22 protein-coding genes are annotated in these 21,903 nt (G+C 59.4%); 10 read left to right on the forward strand and 12 right to left on the reverse strand.

Features of this window, described 5'->3' with window-relative positions; translation table 11 throughout:
- Window positions 1-42: 42 nt before the first annotated feature.
- A complete protein-coding gene (locus tag HV822_RS18150; RefSeq protein ID WP_275419408.1) occupies window positions 43-453 on the reverse strand; it encodes a pilin in 411 nt (136 codons plus the stop codon).
- A gap of 269 nt (window positions 454-722) precedes the next feature.
- Between HV822_RS18150 and pilB the strand changes: the two genes are divergently transcribed.
- From pilB to HV822_RS04580, 6 genes are read left to right on the forward strand one after another with little or no spacing between them, the layout of a single operon-like run.
- The gene (pilB, locus tag HV822_RS04555; protein ID WP_238873536.1) at window positions 723-2,423 is read left to right on the forward strand and encodes a type IV-A pilus assembly ATPase PilB; all 1,701 of its coding nucleotides are present in this window, start codon (window positions 723-725) and stop codon (window positions 2,421-2,423) included.
- A gap of 3 nt (window positions 2,424-2,426) precedes the next feature.
- Window positions 2,427-3,686, forward strand: coding sequence for a type II secretion system F family protein (locus HV822_RS04560; protein WP_238872582.1), 1,260 nt, complete (start codon window positions 2,427-2,429; stop codon window positions 3,684-3,686).
- A gap of 4 nt (window positions 3,687-3,690) precedes the next feature.
- Window positions 3,691-4,563, forward strand: a complete 873-nt coding sequence (locus HV822_RS04565; RefSeq protein WP_238872583.1) for a prepilin peptidase — start codon at window positions 3,691-3,693, stop codon at window positions 4,561-4,563.
- A gap of 52 nt (window positions 4,564-4,615) precedes the next feature.
- Entirely contained in the window at window positions 4,616-5,215 is a 600-nt protein-coding gene (gene coaE, locus HV822_RS04570; protein ID WP_238872584.1) for a dephospho-CoA kinase, read from the forward strand.
- Entirely contained in the window at window positions 5,215-5,406 is a 192-nt protein-coding gene (gene yacG, locus HV822_RS04575; RefSeq protein ID WP_238872585.1) for a DNA gyrase inhibitor YacG, read from the forward strand. Before coaE ends, yacG begins: the two co-directional genes overlap by 1 nt.
- A gap of 2 nt (window positions 5,407-5,408) precedes the next feature.
- Complete coding sequence (locus HV822_RS04580) at window positions 5,409-6,353, forward strand: Nudix family hydrolase (protein ID WP_238872586.1); 945 nt, start codon at window positions 5,409-5,411, stop codon at window positions 6,351-6,353.
- Between the two features lie 41 nt (window positions 6,354-6,394).
- Here HV822_RS04580 and ispH read toward each other — a convergent pair whose 3' ends face one another.
- From ispH to murJ, 6 genes are all read right to left on the reverse strand, one after another.
- Window positions 6,395-7,342 (reverse strand): 4-hydroxy-3-methylbut-2-enyl diphosphate reductase, encoded by a 948-nt coding sequence (gene ispH / locus HV822_RS04585; protein ID WP_238872587.1) that lies wholly within the window; start codon window positions 7,340-7,342, stop codon window positions 6,395-6,397.
- A gap of 20 nt (window positions 7,343-7,362) precedes the next feature.
- Window positions 7,363-7,794, reverse strand: coding sequence for an FKBP-type peptidyl-prolyl cis-trans isomerase (gene fkpB / locus HV822_RS04590; RefSeq protein ID WP_238872588.1), 432 nt, complete (start codon window positions 7,792-7,794; stop codon window positions 7,363-7,365).
- A gap of 56 nt (window positions 7,795-7,850) precedes the next feature.
- Window positions 7,851-8,342 (reverse strand): signal peptidase II, encoded by a 492-nt coding sequence (lspA, locus tag HV822_RS04595; protein ID WP_238872589.1) that lies wholly within the window; start codon window positions 8,340-8,342, stop codon window positions 7,851-7,853.
- Complete coding sequence (gene ileS, locus HV822_RS04600) at window positions 8,335-11,160, reverse strand: isoleucine--tRNA ligase (protein WP_238872590.1); 2,826 nt, start codon at window positions 11,158-11,160, stop codon at window positions 8,335-8,337. The genes lspA and ileS overlap by 8 nt, the downstream gene beginning before the upstream one ends.
- Before the next feature lie 23 nt (window positions 11,161-11,183).
- The gene (gene ribF / locus HV822_RS04605; RefSeq protein ID WP_238872591.1) at window positions 11,184-12,110 is read right to left on the reverse strand and encodes a bifunctional riboflavin kinase/FAD synthetase; all 927 of its coding nucleotides are present in this window, start codon (window positions 12,108-12,110) and stop codon (window positions 11,184-11,186) included.
- Between the two features lie 70 nt (window positions 12,111-12,180).
- The gene (gene murJ / locus HV822_RS04610) at window positions 12,181-13,758 is read right to left on the reverse strand and encodes a murein biosynthesis integral membrane protein MurJ (protein ID WP_238872592.1); all 1,578 of its coding nucleotides are present in this window, start codon (window positions 13,756-13,758) and stop codon (window positions 12,181-12,183) included.
- Window positions 13,759-13,975: 217 nt separating this feature from the next.
- On the opposite strand from murJ, the gene rpsT reads away from it, so the two are divergent.
- Entirely contained in the window at window positions 13,976-14,248 is a 273-nt protein-coding gene (rpsT, locus tag HV822_RS04615; protein ID WP_083725310.1) for a 30S ribosomal protein S20, read from the forward strand.
- A gap of 114 nt (window positions 14,249-14,362) precedes the next feature.
- Here rpsT and proB read toward each other — a convergent pair whose 3' ends face one another.
- From proB to rplU, 4 genes are all read right to left on the reverse strand, one after another.
- Window positions 14,363-15,481 (reverse strand): glutamate 5-kinase, encoded by a 1,119-nt coding sequence (proB, locus tag HV822_RS04620; RefSeq protein ID WP_238872593.1) that lies wholly within the window; start codon window positions 15,479-15,481, stop codon window positions 14,363-14,365.
- 66 nt (window positions 15,482-15,547) lie between these two features.
- A complete protein-coding gene (gene cgtA, locus HV822_RS04625) occupies window positions 15,548-16,753 on the reverse strand; it encodes an Obg family GTPase CgtA (RefSeq protein ID WP_238872594.1) in 1,206 nt (401 codons plus the stop codon).
- A gap of 98 nt (window positions 16,754-16,851) precedes the next feature.
- Entirely contained in the window at window positions 16,852-17,109 is a 258-nt protein-coding gene (gene rpmA, locus HV822_RS04630; protein ID WP_238872595.1) for a 50S ribosomal protein L27, read from the reverse strand.
- Between the two features lie 24 nt (window positions 17,110-17,133).
- Window positions 17,134-17,445 carry a 50S ribosomal protein L21 gene (gene rplU, locus HV822_RS04635; protein WP_238872596.1) on the reverse strand — a complete coding sequence of 104 codons (312 nt, stop codon included), beginning with the start codon at window positions 17,443-17,445 and terminating at the stop codon, window positions 17,134-17,136.
- A 255-nt stretch (window positions 17,446-17,700) separates the two neighbouring features.
- Between rplU and ispB the strand changes: the two genes are divergently transcribed.
- Complete coding sequence (ispB, locus tag HV822_RS04640; protein ID WP_238872597.1) at window positions 17,701-18,669, forward strand: octaprenyl diphosphate synthase; 969 nt, start codon at window positions 17,701-17,703, stop codon at window positions 18,667-18,669.
- Between the two features lie 115 nt (window positions 18,670-18,784).
- On the opposite strand, the gene HV822_RS04645 is transcribed toward ispB, so the two are convergent.
- Complete coding sequence (locus HV822_RS04645; protein ID WP_238872598.1) at window positions 18,785-19,402, reverse strand: FKBP-type peptidyl-prolyl cis-trans isomerase; 618 nt, start codon at window positions 19,400-19,402, stop codon at window positions 18,785-18,787.
- 122 nt (window positions 19,403-19,524) lie between these two features.
- Here HV822_RS04645 and HV822_RS04650 point away from each other — a divergent pair, with 122 nt between their 5' ends.
- Entirely contained in the window at window positions 19,525-20,817 is a 1,293-nt protein-coding gene (locus HV822_RS04650; RefSeq protein WP_083728248.1) for an NCS2 family permease, read from the forward strand.
- The gene (trmA, locus tag HV822_RS04655; protein WP_238872599.1) at window positions 20,817-21,902 is read left to right on the forward strand and encodes a tRNA (uridine(54)-C5)-methyltransferase TrmA; all 1,086 of its coding nucleotides are present in this window, start codon (window positions 20,817-20,819) and stop codon (window positions 21,900-21,902) included. The genes HV822_RS04650 and trmA overlap by 1 nt, the downstream gene beginning before the upstream one ends.
- Window position 21,903 lies beyond the last annotated feature (1 nt).

Here is a 21,903-nt window from a genome sequence, read left to right on the forward strand (position 1 = left end):
AAAACCCCGGCAAACAGCCGGGGTTTTTGACCCTAAGAGCGATCAGCCACGGCAAGAGCCCGGCATCCACTTGGTGGGCGTACCAGAGCAAATCCAGGCAGCGATGTTGTTGCGAGTTGTGCCGGAGGGAGTCAGAGTGACGGTGATAGTCTCTTCAAACTCACCAGTTTGGCTCTCAATAGTGATTACGCCAGTGTTAGCGACCTGCAGGTTCGTCGCGTACTGAGTGCCCACAAAATCGCTGTCGCAAGTGCCCAGCTGGTTACCAAAGCCGTTGGACTGCACGATTTCGGTCACGCAGGTACGCGCCGAGCTGGCAGCCAGAACGATCTCTGAAGCTTTAGCACGATTGGTGTAATCCTGGTATGCCGGCAAAGCAATAGCAGCCAGAATCCCGATGATCGCAACCACGATCATCAGTTCGATCAAGGTAAAACCCTTTTGAGCTTTCATAATTAACTCCATTAATGTGATGTAGCCTTTTGGCTGACAGTAAGCATGCAAGCATCAAGCCAAAAAAAAGAAACTGGCAACTGCAAGTAATACAGGTCATCCACAAGCCCCAAAACTCAGAGTGGCTGCGCAAACTCGCACATAAGTGACATTTTTCGTCACATTCGCATCGGCGCACGAGAATACTGATGCAATCGGTTCAATCCATAAGCAGCCTGTACTATAGTCAGCAAAACAAACGCATTCAGAAATCCGAGAACGTTAGTCACATGGAAACACCTGCTCTGTCCGGGCTAGCTCGTCGCATCGTGCATGAAGGCATTCTAACCGCCGAGGTCGCCTCCAAGGCTTCACAGCAAGCGGCTCAAGACAAAATCCCCTTTATCACCCACTTGGTGCAACGAAATCTAGCGAACTCCAAATCACTGGCCATGGTGTGCGCGGACGAGTTCGGCTATCCCTTTTTCGACTTGACAGCACTGGACAAGGAAGCTCAGCCCAAGGAGCTAGTCAGCGAAAAGCTAGTTCGGCAGCACAATGTCATGCCGTTGTTCAAAAGGGGGTCACGGCTGTACCTTGCCATCTCGGACCCCACTAACCAGCAGGCGCTTAGCGATATTCAATTCAACACCGGCTTAATGACAGATGCCGTGATCGTGGAAGACGATAAGCTACACGGCGCGATCGAAAAATATCTGGATAGCCCTACCGGCGGCCTGGGAGACATTGCCGACGCAGAGCTGGACGATCTGGACGTTCAGGCAGTCAAAGACGACGACAAGCCCGATGGTGGTTCAGAGGCCGACGATGCCCCCATAGTGCGCTTTGTTAATAAAATGCTGCTCGACGCAGTCCGCATGGGGTCATCAGACCTGCACTTCGAGCCATATGAGAAAGCGTACCGGGTGCGCTTTCGCACTGACGGGGTCTTGCATGAGGTTGCCAAGCCCCCTCAGCAACTTGGCGTGCGCATTGCTGCGCGCCTGAAAGTAATGTCGTCAATGGACCTTGCCGAGCGCCGCAAGCCTCAAGATGGGCGGATCAAGCTAAAAATATCAAAAAACAAAGCCATCGACTTCCGGGTGAACACCCTGCCAACGCTTTGGGGTGAGAAAGTGGTGCTGCGGATACTCGACTCTGACAGCGCCAAGATGGGCATTGACGCTTTGGGCTACGAAGACGATCAGAAAGAGATGTACTTGGCAGCTCTTGCCCGCCCTCAAGGCATGATTCTGGTGACAGGCCCAACGGGCTCTGGCAAGACCGTCTCCCTGTACACCGGTCTGAATATACTAAACACCGATGAACGCAACATCTCCACTGCAGAGGATCCCGTCGAGATTAACCTCGAAGGCATCAACCAAGTCAACGTCAACCCCAAGCAGGGACTGGATTTCGCCCAAGCACTGCGCGCCTTCCTGCGCCAGGACCCAGACATCATCATGGTGGGCGAGATTCGAGACTTGGAAACCGCCGAGATTGCGATTAAAGCCGCACAGACAGGCCACATGGTCATGTCAACCTTGCACACTAATAGCGCTGCTGAGACGCTAACCCGCTTACGCAACATGGGCGTCCCCTCCTTCAACATCGCAACATCGGTCAACCTCATCATCGCGCAACGATTGGCTCGCAGGCTATGCAAGACCTGCAAAACCAAGATGGAGGTGCCTCGAGAAACGCTGCTAGAAGAGGGCTTTTCTGCCGAAAAAATTGATGCGGGCATTACAATTTATGGCCCCGTGGGTTGCGAAAATTGCAAAGACGGTTATAAAGGACGTGTTGGTATCTATGAGGTCGTCAAGATCACCCCTGCAATGCAGCGCATCATCATGGAAGACGGCAACTCTATTCAGATTTCTGACGTCGCCCAGAGCGAGGGCTTCAGAAACTTGCGTCAGTCGGCACTCCTGAAGGTTCAGGAAGGAGTGACCAGCCTGGCGGAAGTAAACCGAGTGACCAAGGATTAAGTCATGGCGCAACAAGCAGCACTCAAAAAGAACCCTGCCGCCGCCAAAAAGGCCAAGGAAGAAAAGCTGTACCCCTTCAAATGGGAGGGCAAAGACCGCAAAGGCACAAAGATGTCAGGCGAGATCCAGGGCTCTAATGCCGCGCTAGTGAAAAACCAGCTACGCAAGCAGGGGATCCTGGTCACAAGAGTCAGCCGCAAATCAACACTGTTTGGCAAACGCGCGAAGCCGATCAAGCCCCTGGACATCGCTTTCTTTACCCGGCAGCTTGCCACCATGATGGAGTCCGGCGTACCCATCATTCAAGCGTTTGAGATTATTGCGGAAGGCGCTGACAACCCCAACGTGGCGAAGCTCGTTACAGAGATCAAGACAGATGTGGCGGCCGGTAACACTTTGGCCGACTCACTGCGCCAGCACCCCAGGTACTTTGACGACCTATTCTGCAATCTCGTTGAGTCAGGCGAGCAGTCCGGTAGATTGGAAGCTTTGCTTGACAGAATCGCCACATATAAAGAGAAAACCGAAGCACTCAAGGCAAAAATCAAAAAGGCGATGACCTATCCGATTGCGGTAATCGTAGTGGCCGTGATCGTAACAGCGATCATGCTCCTCAAAGTCGTCCCCAGCTTCCAAGAAGTATTCGCGAATTTCGGTGCAGAACTGCCAGCATTTACCCTATTCGTAATCGGTTTATCTGAATGGTTACAAGCCTGGTGGTTTATTGCCTTGGTTTTGATCATTGCGGCAGGGTACGCCTACAGCCAAGCACACCGGCGGTCCAAGGCTTTTCGCGACTTTGAAGATCGCTCTCTGCTCAAAGCCCCGGTAGTCGGAGAGATCGTTTATCAGGCAGCCGTGGCCCGCTATGCACGGACACTTTCCACTACTTTTGCAGCAGGCGTACCTTTGGTGGATGCGCTCGATTCGGTGGCAGGCGCCGCGGGAAACGTTGTGTTCTACAACGCCGTGATGAAGATCAAGGAAGATGTTTCCGCAGGCTCCCAGCTGAACTTTTCAATGCGCGCGACCAATGTATTCCCCTCCCTCGCCACCCAAATGGCAGGGATTGGTGAGGAGTCCGGCAACCTTGATGGCATGCTGGAAAAGGTCGCGGACTACTACGAAGCTGAGGTGGATAACAAGGTAGACAACCTAACCACACTGCTTGAACCTCTAATCATGTGTGTACTCGGTGTCCTGGTTGGCGGTCTGATCATCGCCATGTACCTCCCCATCTTCCAGCTCGGTAACGTCGTCTAAGCACATGCAGTTCAGCTCATATTTGGCCAGCACACCGCTGGCCTTTATTTTGCTCGCCGGCCTCCTGGGCCTGGTCATTGGCAGCTTTCTCAACGTGGTTATTCTGCGCGTGCCGCGCATGCTTGAGATTGAATGGCAGCAGCAGGCGCGGGAGATTCTTGAGCCGGACCGCGAGCACGCACCGCCAGCAACCTACAACCTGATCCTGCCACACTCGCATTGCCCCAAGTGCAAGACCGAGATCAAGGCCTGGCAGAACATACCGGTCATCAGCTACCTCCTGCTGCGCGGCCGCTGCGGCAACTGCGAAGAACCGATCAGCCTGCGCTACCCGGCGATTGAATTGCTCACTGCAGGGCTTTCCATGCTGGTTGCCTGGCAAATGGGCTTTGGTCTGGCAGCCGCGGGTATGCTGGTGCTCACTTGGGCGCTGATCTGCCTAAGCATGATTGACGCCGACACCCAGCTGCTGCCGGACATCATCGTCCTGCCTTTGCTGTGGCTGGGCCTGATCCTCAACAGCTTTGGCGTTTACACCGACCTCAACACAGCCCTTTGGGGTGCAGTCGCAGGCTACCTGAGTCTCTGGTCGGTGTACTGGCTGTTCAAGCTGATTACCGGTAAGGAAGGCATGGGCTACGGCGACTTCAAGCTGCTGGCCATGCTGGGCGCCTGGGGTGGCTGGCAGGTGCTGCCGCTGACCATCCTGCTATCTTCTCTGGTCGGCGCCATTCTGGGCCTGATCATTCTCAAGGCGCGCGGTGCTAACAACAGCACTCCCCTGCCCTTTGGCCCGTACCTGGCCATCGCCGGCTGGATCGCGCTGATCTGGGGTGAGACAATCACCAGCCATTATTTGCGTTTCGCCGGCTTCTGATTTGCCCCTCCAAGGCCCTTGAAGACCGGCGCCCTTAACGAAGGAACACCGGATGATCATTGGCCTAACCGGCGGCATTGGCAGCGGCAAAACCGCTGCCGCCAACCGCTTTGCCGCCGCCCACGGCATTCATGTCGTGGATGCTGACCAGAAGTCACGCGTTGTCGTTGAGCCGGGTCGTCCGGCGCTGGCGCACATCGTCGACCGCTTTGGCGACGCCATGCTGCTCGGCGACGGAACACTTAACCGGGCGGCCCTGCGTGAAACAGTCTTCGCCGCCCCGGAGCAGCGTCAATGGCTGGAGCAATTGCTACACCCACTGATCCGCGACGAGATCATCACCGATCTGCGCTCTGCGACTTCCCCATACGCATTGCTGGTTTCCCCCTTACTGGTTGAGTCGGGACAAAACAGCCTGACCAGCCGGATAATCGTCGTCGACGTGCCGGAGGCCATGCAGCTGGCGCGCACCGTACAGCGCGATGCCGTACCCGAAGCGCAGGTACGCGCCATCATGCAGGCCCAGGCGCAGCGTGAGGAGCGCCTACGCCACGCTGACGACGTTCTGACTAACAACAGCGACCTTGCCGCGCTGCACGCCCAGGTTGACGCGTTGCACACCCGCTATATGGAATTACTGGAGCGCTCCTGATGACGCTGACCGTCAACTGCCCCACCTGCCAGGCACCGGTGTCCTGGAACGAACAATTTCCCCAGCGCCCGTTCTGCAGCGAGCGCTGCCGGCTGATCGACCTGGGAGCCTGGGCTGCCGAAGAGCACGTCATCCCTGGTGGTGAGAATGAAGAGCAGGACCTGTTCTCTGACGACCTGCCGGAACAATAACCATGCGCCGCATTCATGTCATGGCAGCGGTGATACGTGACACCGAACGCCGTATTCTGATTGCCAAAAGACCTGACGACGCTCACCAGGGCGGGCTCTGGGAGTTTCCGGGCGGCAAGCTTGAGCCAGGCGAGAGCCGGCTGGAGGCTCTGCAACGCGAGCTGCGTGAAGAGCTGGGTATCAACGTGCAGCAGGCCCGCCCACTAATTGACCTGCAGCACAATTACCCGGACAAACACATCAGGCTGGATGTCTGGGAAGTATCCGAGTTCACAGGCACAGCGCACGGCGCAGAGGGCCAGCCGGTTCAATGGGTGACCGAACAACAACTGCCAAGCTATGCGTTCCCGGCGGCCAACCAGCCTATCGTGGCTGCAGCCAGACTGCCCCAGCGCTACCTGGTCACACCCGATTGCACTGCAGCGCAGTTGCTGCAGGGTATTGAGCACGCCATCGACGCCGGTATCAGCCTGATTCAGTTGCGCCAAACCCAGCTCCGCACCCAAGACTATGAGGCCCTGTGCAAGCAGGTGCTGCAGCGCTTCGGCGCAAAAGCCACCTTTATGCTCAAGGGCGATCAGCCTCCTCCACACCCCGGCGCCGGATGGCACCTCACGTCAAAGCAGCTTCGCGCACTGGCTGATCAGCCGGAGCCGCCACGCCCGCTATCCACGGAGCGCTGGCTGAGCGCGTCCTGCCATGATGACGAGGAGCTGCAAATGGCCGAGAGGCTTGGGGTAGATTTTGCCGTACTATCGCCCCTGCTGCCTACGGCATCACATTCGCACGCCCCCCCCCTGGGTTGGGAGCGGGCCCAGGCTATGCTCAGCAACTGCCGTTTGCCGGTCTATCTGCTGGGCGGGCTTACCCCGCAAGACCTGGCAACGGCGCATGACTCAGGCGCACAGGGCATCGCTGCGATACGAGGATTGTGGAGGTTGCCGTAGCCGATATGACGATGCGGACGCGACAAGTCGCGTCCCGAGGGTTAGCTCAGATCAACAATCCGCAGCTCTTTCGGCACGCTGAACACGATGTTTTCTTCCTTGCCGGCCAACTCTTCTGCCCCGGTCGCGCCCTGGGCGTGCAGATGCTCAATCACCTGACGAACCAGCACATCCGGCGCAGACGCCCCGGCAGTCACGCCAATCTTGCCGACAGATTCTAACCAGCCAGGCTGGATTTCACTGGCACCGTCAATCAGATAGGCCGGCGTGCCCATACGCTCGGACAGCTCGCGCAGGCGGTTGGAGTTGGAGCTGTTGGGGCTGCCTACCACCAACACCACATCGCACTCGGCGGCAAGCTGCTTGACCGCATCCTGGCGGTTCTGCGTGGCATAGCAAATATCGTCTTTGCGCGGCCCGTCAATGGCTGGGAAACGCGTACGCAAGGCGTCGATCACCTTGGCGGTGTCGTCCATCGACAGCGTTGTCTGGGTAACAAAGGCCAGGCGCTGGGGGTCGCGTACCGACAAGCGCGCCACATCGTACTCATCCTCAACCAGGTAGATGGCGCCACCGTTGCTAGCGTCGTACTGCCCCATGGTGCCTTCCACCTCCGGGTGACCGGCATGACCGATCAGGATGCACTCGCGGCCATCACGGCTGTAGCGGGTTACCTCCATGTGCACCTTGGTGACCAGCGGGCAGGTTGCATCAAACACCTTGAGTCCACGGTCTTCTGCCTGCTGCCGCACCGCCTGAGATACGCCATGCGCACTGAAGATGACAATGACGTCATCCGGCACCTGGTCGATCTCCTCGACAAACACGGCGCCACGGTTGCGCAGGTCTTCCACCACGAACTTGTTATGCACTACTTCGTGACGCACATAGATCGGCGGGCCGAACACTTCGAGCGCGCGGTTGACGATCTCAATGGCGCGGTCGACACCAGCGCAGAAGCCGCGCGGGTTGGCCAGTTTAATCTGCATGAGTAGCCTCTTGGTGCTCGCTAGCGTACGTCGACGATCTCGACATCGAAGGTAATGACTTTACCAGCCAGCGGGTGATTGAAGTCCACCTCGACCACCTGATCATGCACCTGCTTGACCACGCCGGGCAACTCACCGCCAGCGGCATCGGTAAAGATCACCAGCAAGCCCGGCTCCAGCTCCATTTCGTTGAACTGATCGCGCGACACGGTCTGAATGTTCTGCTCATTGCGCGGGCCAAAACCGCGCTCAGGATCAATCTCAAAGCTGCGAGCATCACCCGCCTTGAGACCAAACAGCACCTGCTCAAACCCGGGCAGCAGGCTGCCATCTCCTACCTTGAAGGTCGCCGGCTGCTTGTCCAGTGTCGTATCAACCACGTCACCGTTAGGCAGCTTGAGGGTAAAGTGCAGGGTCACCTCGGAGTCGTGACCGATTCGGCTTTCTGTCATGGCATCTATCTCATCAAGACGGCGGTGCCCGCCTCACCATAGGCGGGCGCGCGTTATTATTCAGGCTTGCGACCAAAAAACATGTCGAGCAGCAGCAGTACAGCACCGACGGTGATGGCGCTGTCAGCGATATTAAACGCCGGGAAGAACCAGCTTTGCTGCCAGTGCACCAGAATAAAGTCGGTCACCTTGCCGTGGACAACCCGGTCATAGAGGTTACCCAGGGCACCACCGAGAATCAGCGCCAGCGCAATGGCCTCCATCTTGCGTGCGCGATCCAGCCGCGCCAGCCAGACACACAGCACCACGCTCACGACGACGGCAATGCCGGCGAACAGCCAGCGCTGCCAGCCACTGGCATCAGCCAAAAAACTGAACGCAGCTCCGGTGTTGTAGGCCAGCGTAAAGCTGAACAGGCCATCAATGATCGGCACCTGCTGATACAGCTGCAGGGCGTCCACCGCGATCCACTTGGTCGCCTGATCCAGCGCGATGACGACAACCGACAACCAGAGCCAGATCAGACTGCCGCGACGCAGATCAGGCATGCTTGCGTACCTCGCCAGCACCTTCGATGTTTTCTACACAGCGGCCACAGATTTCGGGGTGCGCCGGGTTGCTGCCAACGTCATCACGCAGATGCCAGCACCGTGCGCACTTGGTCGCAGCCGATTTGACGATCCGCAGTTTCAAACCGTCAACCTCGGTCGCCACCGCCTGCTCGTCGGCCTGCGCCAGCGGCGCCAGTGCGGCCTGAGAAGTGATCAGTACAAAGCGCAGCTCATCGCCCAGCTGGGCGAGGCGCTCCTGCAGCGGCTGGTCAACATACAGAGTAACTTCCGCCTCCAGGTTACCGCGCAGGGTCTTGGCGTTGCGCAGGTTCTCGATTTCCTTGTTGACCGCTTCCTTCACGCGCATCACATCGGCCCAGAACTCGCGGCCCAAGGCTTGCCCCTCCGGCAACTCGGCCAGCTCCTCATACCAGGTATTGAGCATCACCGACTCATTGCGCTCGCCCGGCAGGTACTGCCACAGCTCCTCGGCGGTAAAGCTCAGAATCGGCGCAATCCAGCGCACCAGCGCCTCGGCAATGTGGTACAGCGCCGTCTGGCAGGAGCGCCGCGCCACACTGTTGGCCTGCGTGGTGTACTGGCGGTCCTTGATGATATCCAGGTAAAAACCGCCCAGCTCCTGCACACAGAAGTTGTGAATCTTCTGGTACACGTTCCAGAAGCGGTAAGTATCGTAAGCCTCGACAATTTCCTGCTGCAGCAGGCGCGCACGATCCACCGCCCAGCGGTCCAGATCAAGCATCTGCTCGGCCGGCAGCGCATCGGTCGCTGGGTCAAAGCCGTTCAGGTTGGACAGCAGGAAGCGTGCGGTATTGCGGATGCGACGATAGGCATCGGCACTGCGCTGCAGAATCTGGTCAGACACCGCCATTTCGGCCGAGTAGTCGGTCGACGACACCCACAGACGCAGGATGTCAGCGCCCAGCGTGTCGTTGACCTTCTGCGGGGCAATGGTGTTGCCCAGCGACTTGGACATCTTGCGGCCCTTCTCGTCCACGGTAAAACCGTGGGTCAGCAGGCCGCGATAGGGAGCGTGTCCGTCAATGGCCGCACCGGTCAGCAAGGACGAGTGGAACCAGCCACGGTGCTGGTCAGAGCCCTCCAGATACAGATCGGCGCGCGGGCCTTCATCATGCCCCATGGGGTGCGAGCCACGCATTACGTGCCAGTGGGTCGTCCCGGAGTCAAACCACACATCCAGCGTATCGCTGGTCTTCTCGTACAGCGACGCCTCGCCACCCAGCAGCTCGGCAGCATCCAGGTTGAACCAGGCATCGATACCCTGCCGCTCGACCCGCTGCGCAACCTGCTCAATCAGCTCAACGGTACGCGGGTGCAGCTCGCCCGTCTCGCGGTGCAGGAAGAACGGGATCGGCACGCCCCAGTTACGCTGGCGGGAGATACACCAGTCCGGGCGACCGGCAATCATGTTGTGCAGGCGCTGCTTGCCCCAGGCCGGGACAAACTCGGTTTCTTCAATGGCCTTGAGCGCGCGCTCACGCAGCGTAGCGCCGCCATCAACCGGTACGTCCATGCCGACAAACCACTGTGCAGTGGCACGGTAGATCAACGGCGTCTTGTGGCGCCAGCAGTGCATATAGCTGTGCTGGATGCGGTTGTGCTTGAGCAGCGCACCGACTTCTTCCAGCTTGGCAACAATGGCCGGATTAGCCTTCCAGATGAACTGGCCACCAAAGAACGGCAGGTCAGACACGTACACGCCATTGCTTTGTACCGGGCTGAGAATATCGTCGTTGCTCATGCCGTACTGCTTGCAGGTACGGAAGTCATCCTCACCGTAGGCCGGCGCCGAGTGAACGATGCCAGTACCGGCGTCCAGCTCAACATACTCGGCCAGATAGACCGGAGAGAAGCGCTCGTACAGCGGGTGACGGAAACGGATCAGCTCAAGCGCTGTACCTTCAGCGGTTGCCAGCACCTGCCCCTCAAGGCCGTAGCGCTCCAGGCAGCTCTCGACCAAGTCTTCAGCCAGCACCAGCAGACGCTCGCCGGTATCAACCAATGCGTAGTTGAATTCAGGGTGGACGTTCAGCGCCTGGTTGGCCGGGATGGTCCAGGGGGTGGTGGTCCAGATGACGATCGCGGCGGGCTTGCTCAGCGCAGGCAGACCAAAGGCAGCGGCGAGCTTATCGGTATCTTCCGCCACAAAGGCCACATCGATGGCCTCGGAGCTCTTGTCCTGGTATTCCACCTCAGCCTCGGCCAGCGCCGAGCCGCAGTCAAAACACCAGTTGACCGGTTTCAACCCCTTGAACACCACACCTTGCTCGACCAAACGACCCAAGGCGCGGATTTCACCCGCCTCGTTGGCAAAGTTCATGGTCAGGTAGGGGTTGTCCCAATCACCCAGCACACCCAGGCGAATAAAGTCTGCCTTCTGCAACGCAACCTGCTCGCCCGCGTATTCGCGACACAGCGCGCGCACCTGATCGGCCGGCAGATGCTTGCCGTGGGTGGTCTCAACCTTGTGTTCGATCGGCAGGCCGTGGCAGTCCCAGCCCGGAACGTAGGGTGCATCAAAACCCGACAGGGTCTTGGAGCGGACAATCATGTCCTTGATGATTTTGTTCAGTGCATGACCGATGTGAATCACGCCGTTGGCGTAGGGAGGGCCGTCGTGCAGGATGAACTGCGGGCGCCCCTGGCTGACCTCGCGAATCCGCTGATACAACCCGTCCAGACGCTTGAGCGTCTGGGGTTCGCGGTTCGGCAGCCCGGCCTTCATCGGGAAATCCGTGGCGGGCAGGTTCAATGTCGCTTTGTAGTCGGTCATGTTGTGTCAGGCTCTCAAAAAATTCACAGGCCCCACTGGGCCCTGGCGGCAGCAAAATCGGCCTTGATCGCTGCCTGCAATGCGTCCAGCGAGTCGAAACGCTGCTCGTCTCGCAGTTTCTGATGAAATACCACAGTCAGGCGACGCCCGTAGAGATCGCCGGAAAAATCAAACAGGTGCACCTCAAGGTGTGCCTTACCGTCACCGCTGACCGATGGGCGCTTGCCGATGTTGGCCACGCCCTTGCGCACTACGCCATCCACCTCTGCGCTGACGCGGTATACCCCGTGCAGCGGCGGGTTCACACGTTTGAGCTGCACATTGGCGGTCGGCGCTCCCAGCGTGCGGCCCAGCTGCTGACCATAGACCACGCGTCCGGTAATGCTGAACGGGCGGCCCAGCAGCAACGAGGCAAGAATAAAGTCACCGTCTGCCAACACCTGGCGCAGACGGGTACTGCTGATACGCTCGCCATTCTCGGCCACGGTGTTGGCCGCCTCGACGGTAAAGCCGTGTTTGGCGCCGCTATCTTGCAAAAAGGCAAAGTCGCCGGAACGATCACAGCCAAAGCGGAAGTCGTCTCCCACTTCCAGGTGACGCACACCCAAGCCCTCGATCAGCACCTGCTGAACAAACTGCTCGGCGCTCAGCTCACGCAACCGGCGGTTAAACGCCAGACAGAGCACCCGATCAACGCCGTGCTGCTGCAACAGCGCAAGCTTCTCGCGCAGACGCGTCAAACGCGGCGGCGCAGCATCGGGCGCGAAGAACTCACGGGGTTGCGGCTCGAAAATCACCACGCAGCCAGGCAGGCCAAGGCGCTCGGAGTGCGCACGCAGGCGCGCCAGAATGGCCTGGTGGCCAACATGTACGCCGTCGAAGTTGCCGATGGTGGCGACGCAGCCCCGGTGCCGGGGCCGCAGGTTATGTAAACCGCGGACCAGTTCCATATTGCTCGTCAAAGGTGGATCAATCGAAACGCAGCAGTATACAGACTTGCAGGGCACCCCGTCATGCCGTTCAACCCTGCCCCGCTCGCAGCTCACGCAGGCGCAGCCCCAGCGCGAACAGTACCGCCAGGTACACCAGCATCCCGCCCACCACCAGCAGCGTCATTTCCCAGACCTTGCGCTGCCAGCCCCAGGCCAGCCAATCCGGCGTTGCCGGCACCAGCCATATCAGCAGCGCCGCCATGGCCGCCGTGGCCAACACCAGACGCAAGGCAAAGCGCGGCCAGCCCGGCTGCGCGTGGTACACGCCATCGCGGCGCAGCCCCCACCACAGCAGCCCGGCATTGAGCAGCGCCGACAGCGAGGTCGCCAGCGCCAGCCCCACATGCTGCAACGGCCAGATCAACAGCAGGTTCAACCCCATGTTGGCCACCATGCAGATTATGGCGATGCGCACCGGCGTCTTGGTGTCCTGCCGCGCAAAATAGCCTGGCGCCAGCACCTTGATCAGCATGAAGGTCATCACGCCGATCGCGTAGGCACGCAGCGCTGCTGCTGACTGCCCCACGTCCGCGTCGGTCATCGCACCGTAATGAAACAGCGTCGCGATCAACGGCTCCGACAGCAGCAACAGCGCCAGCGCCGCCGGCACCCCAACCAGCAGCACCATGCGTACCGCCCAATCCAGCGTACGCCCGAAGGCTTTCAGGTCTTCGCCTGCATGCTGGCGAGAAAGGGCCGGCAAAATGACCGTGCCAATGGCGATACCAAAGGCCCCCAGCGGCAACTCAGACAGTCGATCAGCGTAATACAACCAGGAAATACTGCCCGTCTGCAGGAAGGACGCCAGCACAGTGTCCAGCAACAGGTTGATCTGACTGACCGACACACCAAAGAGCGCCGGAATCATCAGCGTCATGATGCGTTTGACGCCCGGGTCCTTGCGGTTGGGCCTTGGCACCGGCAGCAGCTTGATCTGCGCAAGAAACGGCAGCTGGAACAGCAGCTGCGCCACCCCGGCAATAAACACCCCCCAGGCCAGCGCCATGATTGGCTGCTCAAAATAGGGCGTCAGGCAGAGCGTCGCGCCAATCATGCAGACGTTCAGCAGCACCGGAGTAAAGGCCGGCACAGCGAAGCGACCGTAACTGTTCAGAATCGAGCCGCAGAGCGCAGTGAGGGAAATCAGGAATAGGTACGGGAAGGTAATGCGCAGCATGTCGGTCGCCAGCGCGAGCTTGGCGGCATCATCATGAAAGCCGGGCGCAAACAGGGTAATCAGCACCGGCGCCCCCGCCACACCAAGCGCGGTGATCCCGGCCAGGGTCAGCCCCAGGGTGCCGGTTACTCGGTCCACCAACTGACGCACCTCCGCCAGCGTGAACTTGGTGCGGTATTCCGAGAGCACTGGCACAAAGGCCTGCGCGAAGGCGCCCTCAGCAAACAGGCGGCGCAAAAAGTTCGGAATCTTGAAGGCGATAAAAAACGCGTCAGCCTCAGACTGCGAACCAAAATAGGCTGCAACCACGATGTCCCGCACCATGCCCAATACCCGCGACAACAAAGTCATGACACTCACCACCATGCCGGATCTGAGCAGGCTGGGCGCCTTGGGAGTAGCGGGTTCGGGAGCAGCAGATTGGGACATGAAGTATCGCACCGAAATAAAAGCGCCATAATAGCGGCGCACCGCTGCCATTGTCAGGCAGCTTGGGTGTAAAATGCCGCCACCTCGGCCACTGTGACCACTGATCAACAGGGCCGTTCAAGCCGGCTTTCACAGGCTTGACATTCGACAAGACCGGCGGCATAGTACGCGGCCTTATTTGTACCTAATTCATCCAGATTTTCTGAGGAGCAAGACGGTGGCCAACTCACCTCAAGCCAAGAAACGCGCCAAGCAGGCCGAGAAGCGCCGCAACCACAATGCAAGCCTGCGCTCCATGGTCCGCACCTACATCAAAAACGTAGTCAAGGCGATTGACGCCAAGGACCTCGACAAAGCCAAGGCCGCTTACACTGCCGCCGTTCCGGTCATCGACCGCATGGCTGACAAAGGCATCATCAACAAGAACAAGGCCGCTCGCCACAAGAGCCGCCTGAACGCGCACATCAAGGCCATGGCTGAAGCCGCCTGATTCGCTGTTCTTGCTGAATAAAAAAACCGGCCTAGGCCGGTTTTTTTGTACCCAGAGACAGACCCAAGACCAAAAAAAACGCCTTGCGGCGTTTTTTTCTTGCACAACACACACTCAGACCAGCACAAGATTATCCTTGTGAACCATCTCAGGGTCGTCGATATAACCCAGAATGCCGGCAATCTCGTCGGTAGACTTGCCAGCAATACGCGCCGCATCCTGCGCAGCGTAATTGGCCAGACCTCGCGCAACTTCGCGCCCGTCCGGCCCAACACAGACGACCATCTCGCCGCGCCGAAAACCACCTTCGACACCCACAACACCCACCGGCAGCAAACTGGTCTTGCCCGAGCGCAGCGCCCTGACAGCCCCCGCATCCAGCAGCAAGCGCCCACGGGTCTGCAAGTGCCCCGCCAGCCACTGCTTGCGCGCCACCAGCATACCCTTCTCGGACAGCAACAGCGTACCCAGCGACTCGCCCGCGTGCAGCCGATCAATCACTCGCTCCAGCCGACCACCCACAATCACCGTGGCCGCCCCGGAGCGAGCAGCCAGGCGCGCCGCGCGCAACTTGGTCGCCATACCACCACGGCCCAGCGCACCCGCACTTCCGCCCGCCATTGCATCCAACTCAGGGTCGTCCGCCATGGCTGAGGACACCAGCTCGGCATTCGGATTACTGCGCGGATCGGCAGTAAACAACCCATCGCGATCAGTCAAAATGACCAGCAGGTCCGCCTCGACCAGATTGGTCACCAGCGCACCCAGCGTATCGTTGTCGCCAAAGCGGATCTCATCGGTAATGACGGTGTCGTTTTCGTTGATAACCGGAATAACACCCAGATCCAGCAAGGCGCGCAGCGTGCTGCGGGCGTTCAGGTAGCGCTTACGATCCGACAGATCATCATGAGTCAGCAACACCTGCGCCGTAGACAGCCCATGACGCTGGAAACTGGACTCCCAGGCCTGCACCAGCCCCATCTGACCGATGGCAGCAGCTGCCTGCAGGTCATGAGTGGTCTTGGGCCGCTCACTCCAGCCCAGACGACTCATACCGGCCGCCACCGCCCCCGAGGACACCAGCACCACCTGTGCACCAGAGGCGCGCAAGGCCGCCAATTGCTCAACCCATACCGCCATTGCCGCCTGATCGAGGCCACGACCGTCACCAGTGAGCAGCGCACTGCCAATCTTCACTACCCAGCGACGGGCCCCGGTTACCTTTTCGCGCATGCTGATTCCATCAACAAATTGTCAAAGCCTACCCGTGGCGACTGCGGCCGCCGCCACGGCGCTCACTCAACGGACGTAGATAATCTCAGGCCCGTCTTCGTCATCCTCATCGTCGTCATCATCCAGGTCATCCACACCGACGCCCTGCTTGCGCAGCGCACGCCGATCATCCAACTCCTGGATATGCGCGCGAGCCTCATCTTCAATGCGCTGATCAAGCTCCGCCATCGCTTCGGCGTACTCTTCATCCTCGACCAGTCGATGCTCACGCTCATCCAGCCAATTCATGACATCCTTGGCCAGCTCAGCAGTGCCCTGGCGCTCAGACGCCGAGATGACGTACACCGGACCTTCCCACTCCAGACGCTCAACAACATCATCCAGAATGGCCTGCTGCTCATCTTCGAGCAGTTGATCGCACTTGTTCAGCACCAGCCAGCGCTCACGCAGGGTCAGCGAAGGACTGAACTTGCCCAACTCATGCAGGATGGTTTCAACCGCCTCAACAGGATCGGACTGATCCAGCGGCGCCATATCAACCAGGTGCAGCAGCAGCCGCGTACGCGACAAGTGCTTGAGAAAGCGCGTCCCCAGACCCGCACCATCGGCAGCGCCGGCGATAACACCCGGGATGTCGGCAATCACAAAACTACGCAACTGACCCACATCCACCACACCCAGATTGGGCACCATAGTGGTAAAGGGATAATCCGCAACCTTGGGCTTGGCCGCGGAGACAGAACGAATAAAGGTACTTTTGCCGGCATTAGGCAGGCCCAGCAAGCCGACATCGGCCAACACCTTCAGCTCCAGCTTGAGATCTCGCAGATCCCCCAGCGAGCCCTGAGTGGTCTGCCGTGGTGCGCGATTCACACTGGACTTGAAACGCGTATTGCCCAAGCCATGAAAGCCGCCCTGCGCAACCAGCAGACGCTGCCCCGGCTCTGTCAGGTCACCAATGATCTCCTGGGTACCCGCATCGATTACCGTGGTGCCCACCGGAACGGGAAGAACCATATCCTCGCCCTTGGCGCCGGTACAGTCACTGCCACGGCCATTTTCGCCGCGCTTGGCATTAAAGCGACGCGTGTAGCGATAGTCCACCAGGGTATTGAGATTGACGTCAGCCTCCAGAAAGATGGAGCCACCATCACCACCATCACCGCCATCAGGGCCACCCTTGGGGATGAACTTCTCACGCCGAAAGCTCATGCAGCCGTTACCACCATCGCCAGCCTTGACCGTGATGGCTACCTCATCAACAAATTTCATTCTGCTCCCCTTCCCGGAAGGGACGGGTTAATGGAAAGAATACGCTACAAACAAAAAAGCCCCGTCGCAAGACAGGGCTTTTTGCAATCTCGGGCCAATCAGGCAGTTACGACACTAACGTAACGACGATTGAATTTGCCTTTGACTTCAAACTTGACCACGCCTTCCGCCTTGGCGAACAGGGTGTGATCCTTGCCCATACCGACGTTCTTGCCAGCGTGGAACTCAGTGCCGCGCTGACGGACAATGATGTTGCCCGGAACGATAGCCTGACCGCCGTAGATTTTCACGCCAAGTCGTTTGGATTCTGAATCGCGGCCGTTACGCGTGGAACCGCCTGCTTTTTTGTGTGCCATGAGTCTTTACTCTCCTGAATCAGCTTAGGCAGAGATGCCGGTGATCTTGATTTCGGTGTACCACTGACGGTGGCCCTGACGCTTCATGTGGTGCTTGCGACGACGGAACTTGATGATGCGAACCTTGTCGCCACGACCGTGTGCACTGACTTCCGCAGTCACCTTGGCACCCTCAACAACCGGCGCGCCGATTTTCACGTCATCACCGTTGCCTACCAACAGCACCTTGTCAAACTCAATGCTGGCGCCGGTTTCAACGTCCAGCTTCTCTACTTTCAGGAACTCGCCTTCAGCGACCTTGTATTGCTTGCCGCCGGTAACAATGACTGCGTACATGTTGCTTTCTCCGTAATCCTGCTCACCCAGCGCTTTGTCTAATAGTTAATGGCTGGCATGGCTGCAAGTGATCTCGCCTATCGAGACCGACCTTGCCATTGTCAAAACAGGGATGCTTTTTATCTCAGGGCGCGAATTTTACTCAACCACCCAGCATTACGCAAGTCTCGGCACGGTATGAAAATCCGCCTTTCTTGACAGCCCGCGGCCTGCAACCTAGCATGCCGCGGAACCTTTTCTGGAATTCTGCATTCAATGAGCACCCTGCCTTTCTACGAGCCGGTCGCCGGAGACTTTGCTGCGGTCAATCAGTTGATCCTGGATCAGCTGCACTCCCGGGTCCCGCTAGTGGAAAAGATTGGCCACTATATCATCAGCGCAGGCGGTAAACGCCTGCGCCCACTGGTGGTTCTGCTCAGCGCACGCGCCTGTGGAGCCGACAGCAGCGCGCAGCACTCACTCGCCGCGATCATCGAATTTCTGCACACCGCCACTCTGCTGCACGACGACGTGGTCGACACCTCCGACCTGCGCCGTGGCCGCTCTACCGCCAATGCGCTGTGGGGCAACGCGCCGAGCGTCCTGGTAGGCGACTTCCTGTACTCCCGCGCCTTTGAAATGATGGTGGCGCTCGGCAACATGCAGGTCATGCAGATCCTGGCCAACGCGACCAACGTGATCGCCGAAGGTGAGGTATTGCAGCTGTCCAAGGTACGCGACGCCAACACCGACGAAGCCACCTATATGGAAGTTATCCGCAGCAAGACGGCCATGCTTTTTGAAGCAGCGAGCCACAGTGCCGCCGTACTGGCCGGAGCCAAGGCCGACCAGATTGAGGCGCTGCGCGAGTTTGGCGACGCACTCGGCATAGCCTTCCAGCTAATGGACGACCTGCTCGACTACAGTGGCGACGCGGCCGAAATGGGCAAGAATGTCGGGGACGACCTTGCCGAAGGCAAACCCACACTGCCACTGATTTACACCATGCGCCACGGCACCGAGACGCAGGCAGCACTGGTTCGCGAGGCAATTCAGAAAGGTGGCACCGATGACATCGCGCCCATTCGCGAGGCTGTCACCGCATCAGGCGCCCTGGATTACACCGCCCGCCTCGCCGAGCAACATACTGATCGCGCCATCTCGCTACTGAACGCGCTGCCGGCGTCTGAATACCGCGATGCGCTGGAGCAGCTGGCACGCTTTGCCATCAAGCGCAGCTTCTAAAACCGGACGCTTGGCAGGCTGCGGTCGGCACGCAACACAATACCGAACAGGAACTCGCTTTTCCTGACATGAAAAAAGGCACGCATTGCGTGCCTTTTTGCCCTGCGCGTCGAGATCAAAGCACTTTCAGCAGCTCGATATCGAATACCAAAGCACTGTGCGGCGGAATGCTATTGCCCGCACCGCGAGCGCCGTAGGCCAGCTCGGAAGGGATAAACAGGCGCCATTTGGCACCTTCTTGCATCAATTGCAGCGCCTCAGTCCAACCTGCAATCACGCCACCCACCGGAAACTCTGCCGGCTGGCCACGCTTGTAGGAACTATCGAATACCTCACCGGAAATCAGGGTACCCTCGTAGTGGGTCTGCACGGTGGAACTGGCTTCGGGCGTGGCTCCCGTGCCTGCGGTGACCACTTCGTACTGCAGGCCAGACGGCAGAGTCACAACGCCCTCGCGCTTGGCGTTCTCAGCCAGAAAATCGACACCCGCCTGAGCAGCTTCTTTTGCAGCAGCCTCAGCCGCGGCCTGCATTTTACCCTGCAACACCTGGAAGGCAGCCTGCAGCTCAGCTTCCGGCACCTGGCTGGCCTGCTGGCCAAACGCATCCTTGAGACCGGCAGCTACCAGCTCAAGATTCAAGTCCGGGATATTGCTGGCCAGCAACTGGTCACCCATCTGGCGGCCAATGCCGTAGCTGACGCGCTTTTCGTCGGTATCGATTGTATTGCTCATGGTGGCGGCACTCCGCTAAAAAATGGCCGACAAGACTGACACATTGTCGGCAAAAATTCACCCGCAGCGGTGAATCCGCTACAATTGCCGGCTTTTCGCCCTCAGCCTGGAACGCCACACCCATGTTGGAAAAACTGTTCAAACTGCGCGAACACGGCAGCAACGTACGCACTGAGGTGCTCGCTGGCGTCACCACCTTCCTGACCATGGCCTACATCATCTTCGTCAACCCGATGATGATGGCCGACGCCGGCATCGACCCGGGCGCCGCCTTCGTCGCCACCTGCCTCGCTGCAGCCATCGGCTCCTTGGTCATGGGCCTGTGGGCCAACTACCCCATCGCGCTGGCGCCCGGTATGGGACTGAATGCGTTTTTCAGCTACACCGTAGTCGGCTCCATGGGCTACAGCTGGCAAGTCGCCCTCGGTGCGGTATTCCTGTCCGGCTTTCTGTTCTTTCTGCTCAGCCTGTTCCGCATTCGCGAGTGGATCATCGACAGCATCCCGCTGCCACTGCGCTCCGCCATCGCAGCGGGCATCGGACTCTTCCTCGCGCTGATCGCACTGAAGAGCGCAGGCCTGGTGGTTGATCACCCGGTCACACTGGTCACCATGGGCAATCTGGGCCAGCCCGAGCCACTGCTGGCAGCAGCCGGCTTTGCCGTGATCGTAGCGCTGTCCTACCGCAAGGTCACAGGCGCCGTAATGATCGGCATCCTGCTGGTGACCGCTGCCAGCTTCCTGCTTGGCCTTAGCCACCTCGACGGCCTTGTGTCGGCACCGCCCAGCCTGAAACCGACCTTTCTGGAGCTGGACATCAAGGGAGCGCTGGAAGTCGGCTTGCTGAGCGTCGTGTTTGCGTTCCTGTTCGTCGACCTGTTCGACACCTCCGGCACCCTGATCGGCGTGGCGCAGAAGGCCAACCTGGTCGAAGCCGACGGCAAGATGCCGCGCCTGGGCCGGGCTCTCATGGCCGACAGCACCGCCACCATGGCCGGCGCCGCCCTCGGCACCTCGACCACCACCAGCTACATCGAGTCCACCGCTGGTATCAGCGCCGGCGGACGCACCGGCCTGACCGCCTGCGTGGTCGCACTGCTATTTCTGCTCAGCATGTTCTTCTCGCCACTGGCCACGGCCGTACCCGGCTACGCCACAGCCCCCGCGCTGCTGTTTGTCGCCGTGCTAATGACCCACGGCCTGGTACAGATCAACTGGGACGACCTGACCGAAGCCGCTCCGGTCGTCGTGACCGCACTGGCAATGCCACTGACCTTTTCGATCGCCAACGGTATCGCGCTCGGTTTTATCAGCTGGACCGTGATCAAGCTGCTGGCAGGCCGCTGGCGTGAGCTCAACCCCAGCCTGTACGTTCTGGCTGGCCTGTTCGTCATCAAACTGGCGCTGTTTAGCTAATGAGTACCGCATTCCAACCCGAGCAGTACGAAAGCCAACTGGCAGCCAAACGCGAACGCCTGGAGCAGCTGCTCGCGCCCTTTGACGCTCCCGCCCCCGAGGTGTTCGAGTCAGCACGCGAGCACTTTCGCCTGCGCGCCGAGTTTCGTCTGTGGTACGAAAATGGCGAACCGCACTACGCGATGTTTGAACAGGGCGACAAGCGCAAGCCGATCCTGATCACCCAGCTGCCCATCGCCAGCCGCCAGATCAATGCCCTGATGATGCCCCTGCTGGATGCCTGCAAGGCCGATCCAATCCTGGGTCGCAAGTTGTTCCAGGTTGAGTTTCTGACAACGCTATCCGGCCAGGCACTGATCACCCTGTGCTACCACCGCCCGCTGGACGACGCCTGGGACAGCCCCGCCCGCGCACTTGCTGCGCAACTCGGGGTACAACTGATCGGCCGCAGCCGCGGCCAGAAACGTGTTCTGCAGACAGATCATGTAGTGGAAGTGCTGGAAGTGGCTGGCCGCCAGTGGCACTACCAGCAGATTGAAGGCGGGTTTACCCAACCCAACGGCGGCGTTAACCAGCACATGCTCAGCTGGGCGCTGGATGCGGCCGGAAGCAACAGCGACGACCTGCTGGAGCTGTATTGCGGCAACGGCAACTTCACGCTGCCGCTGTCCACCGCATTCCGCCGGGTTATGGCGACTGAGCTAGCCAAAAGCTCAGTACGCGCCGCACAGGAAAACCTGCGCCTGAACAACGTCGACAATGTCACCCTGGTACGCCTGGCCAGCGAAGAGGTAACCCAGGCACTGACCGGCGTACGCCCCTTCCGCCGACTGCAGGGCATCGACCTTAGCGGGTTTGAGTTCGGCACCGTCTTCGTCGACCCGCCACGCGCCGGCCTAGATCCCGCCACACTGGATCTGGTGAAAGACTATCGGCGCATTCTCTACATCTCCTGCAACCCGGAAACCCTTGCAGACAACCTGCAGGCCCTCACAAAAACGCACCGCGTAGTGCGGTGCGCTCTGTTCGATCAATTCCCCTATACCCACCATATGGAGTCAGGGGTTTTGCTCGAGCGGCGCTAAG

It is taken from the genome of Halopseudomonas maritima (assembly GCF_021545785.1).
Taxonomy (GTDB): Bacteria; Pseudomonadota; Gammaproteobacteria; order Pseudomonadales; family Pseudomonadaceae; genus Halopseudomonas; species Halopseudomonas maritima.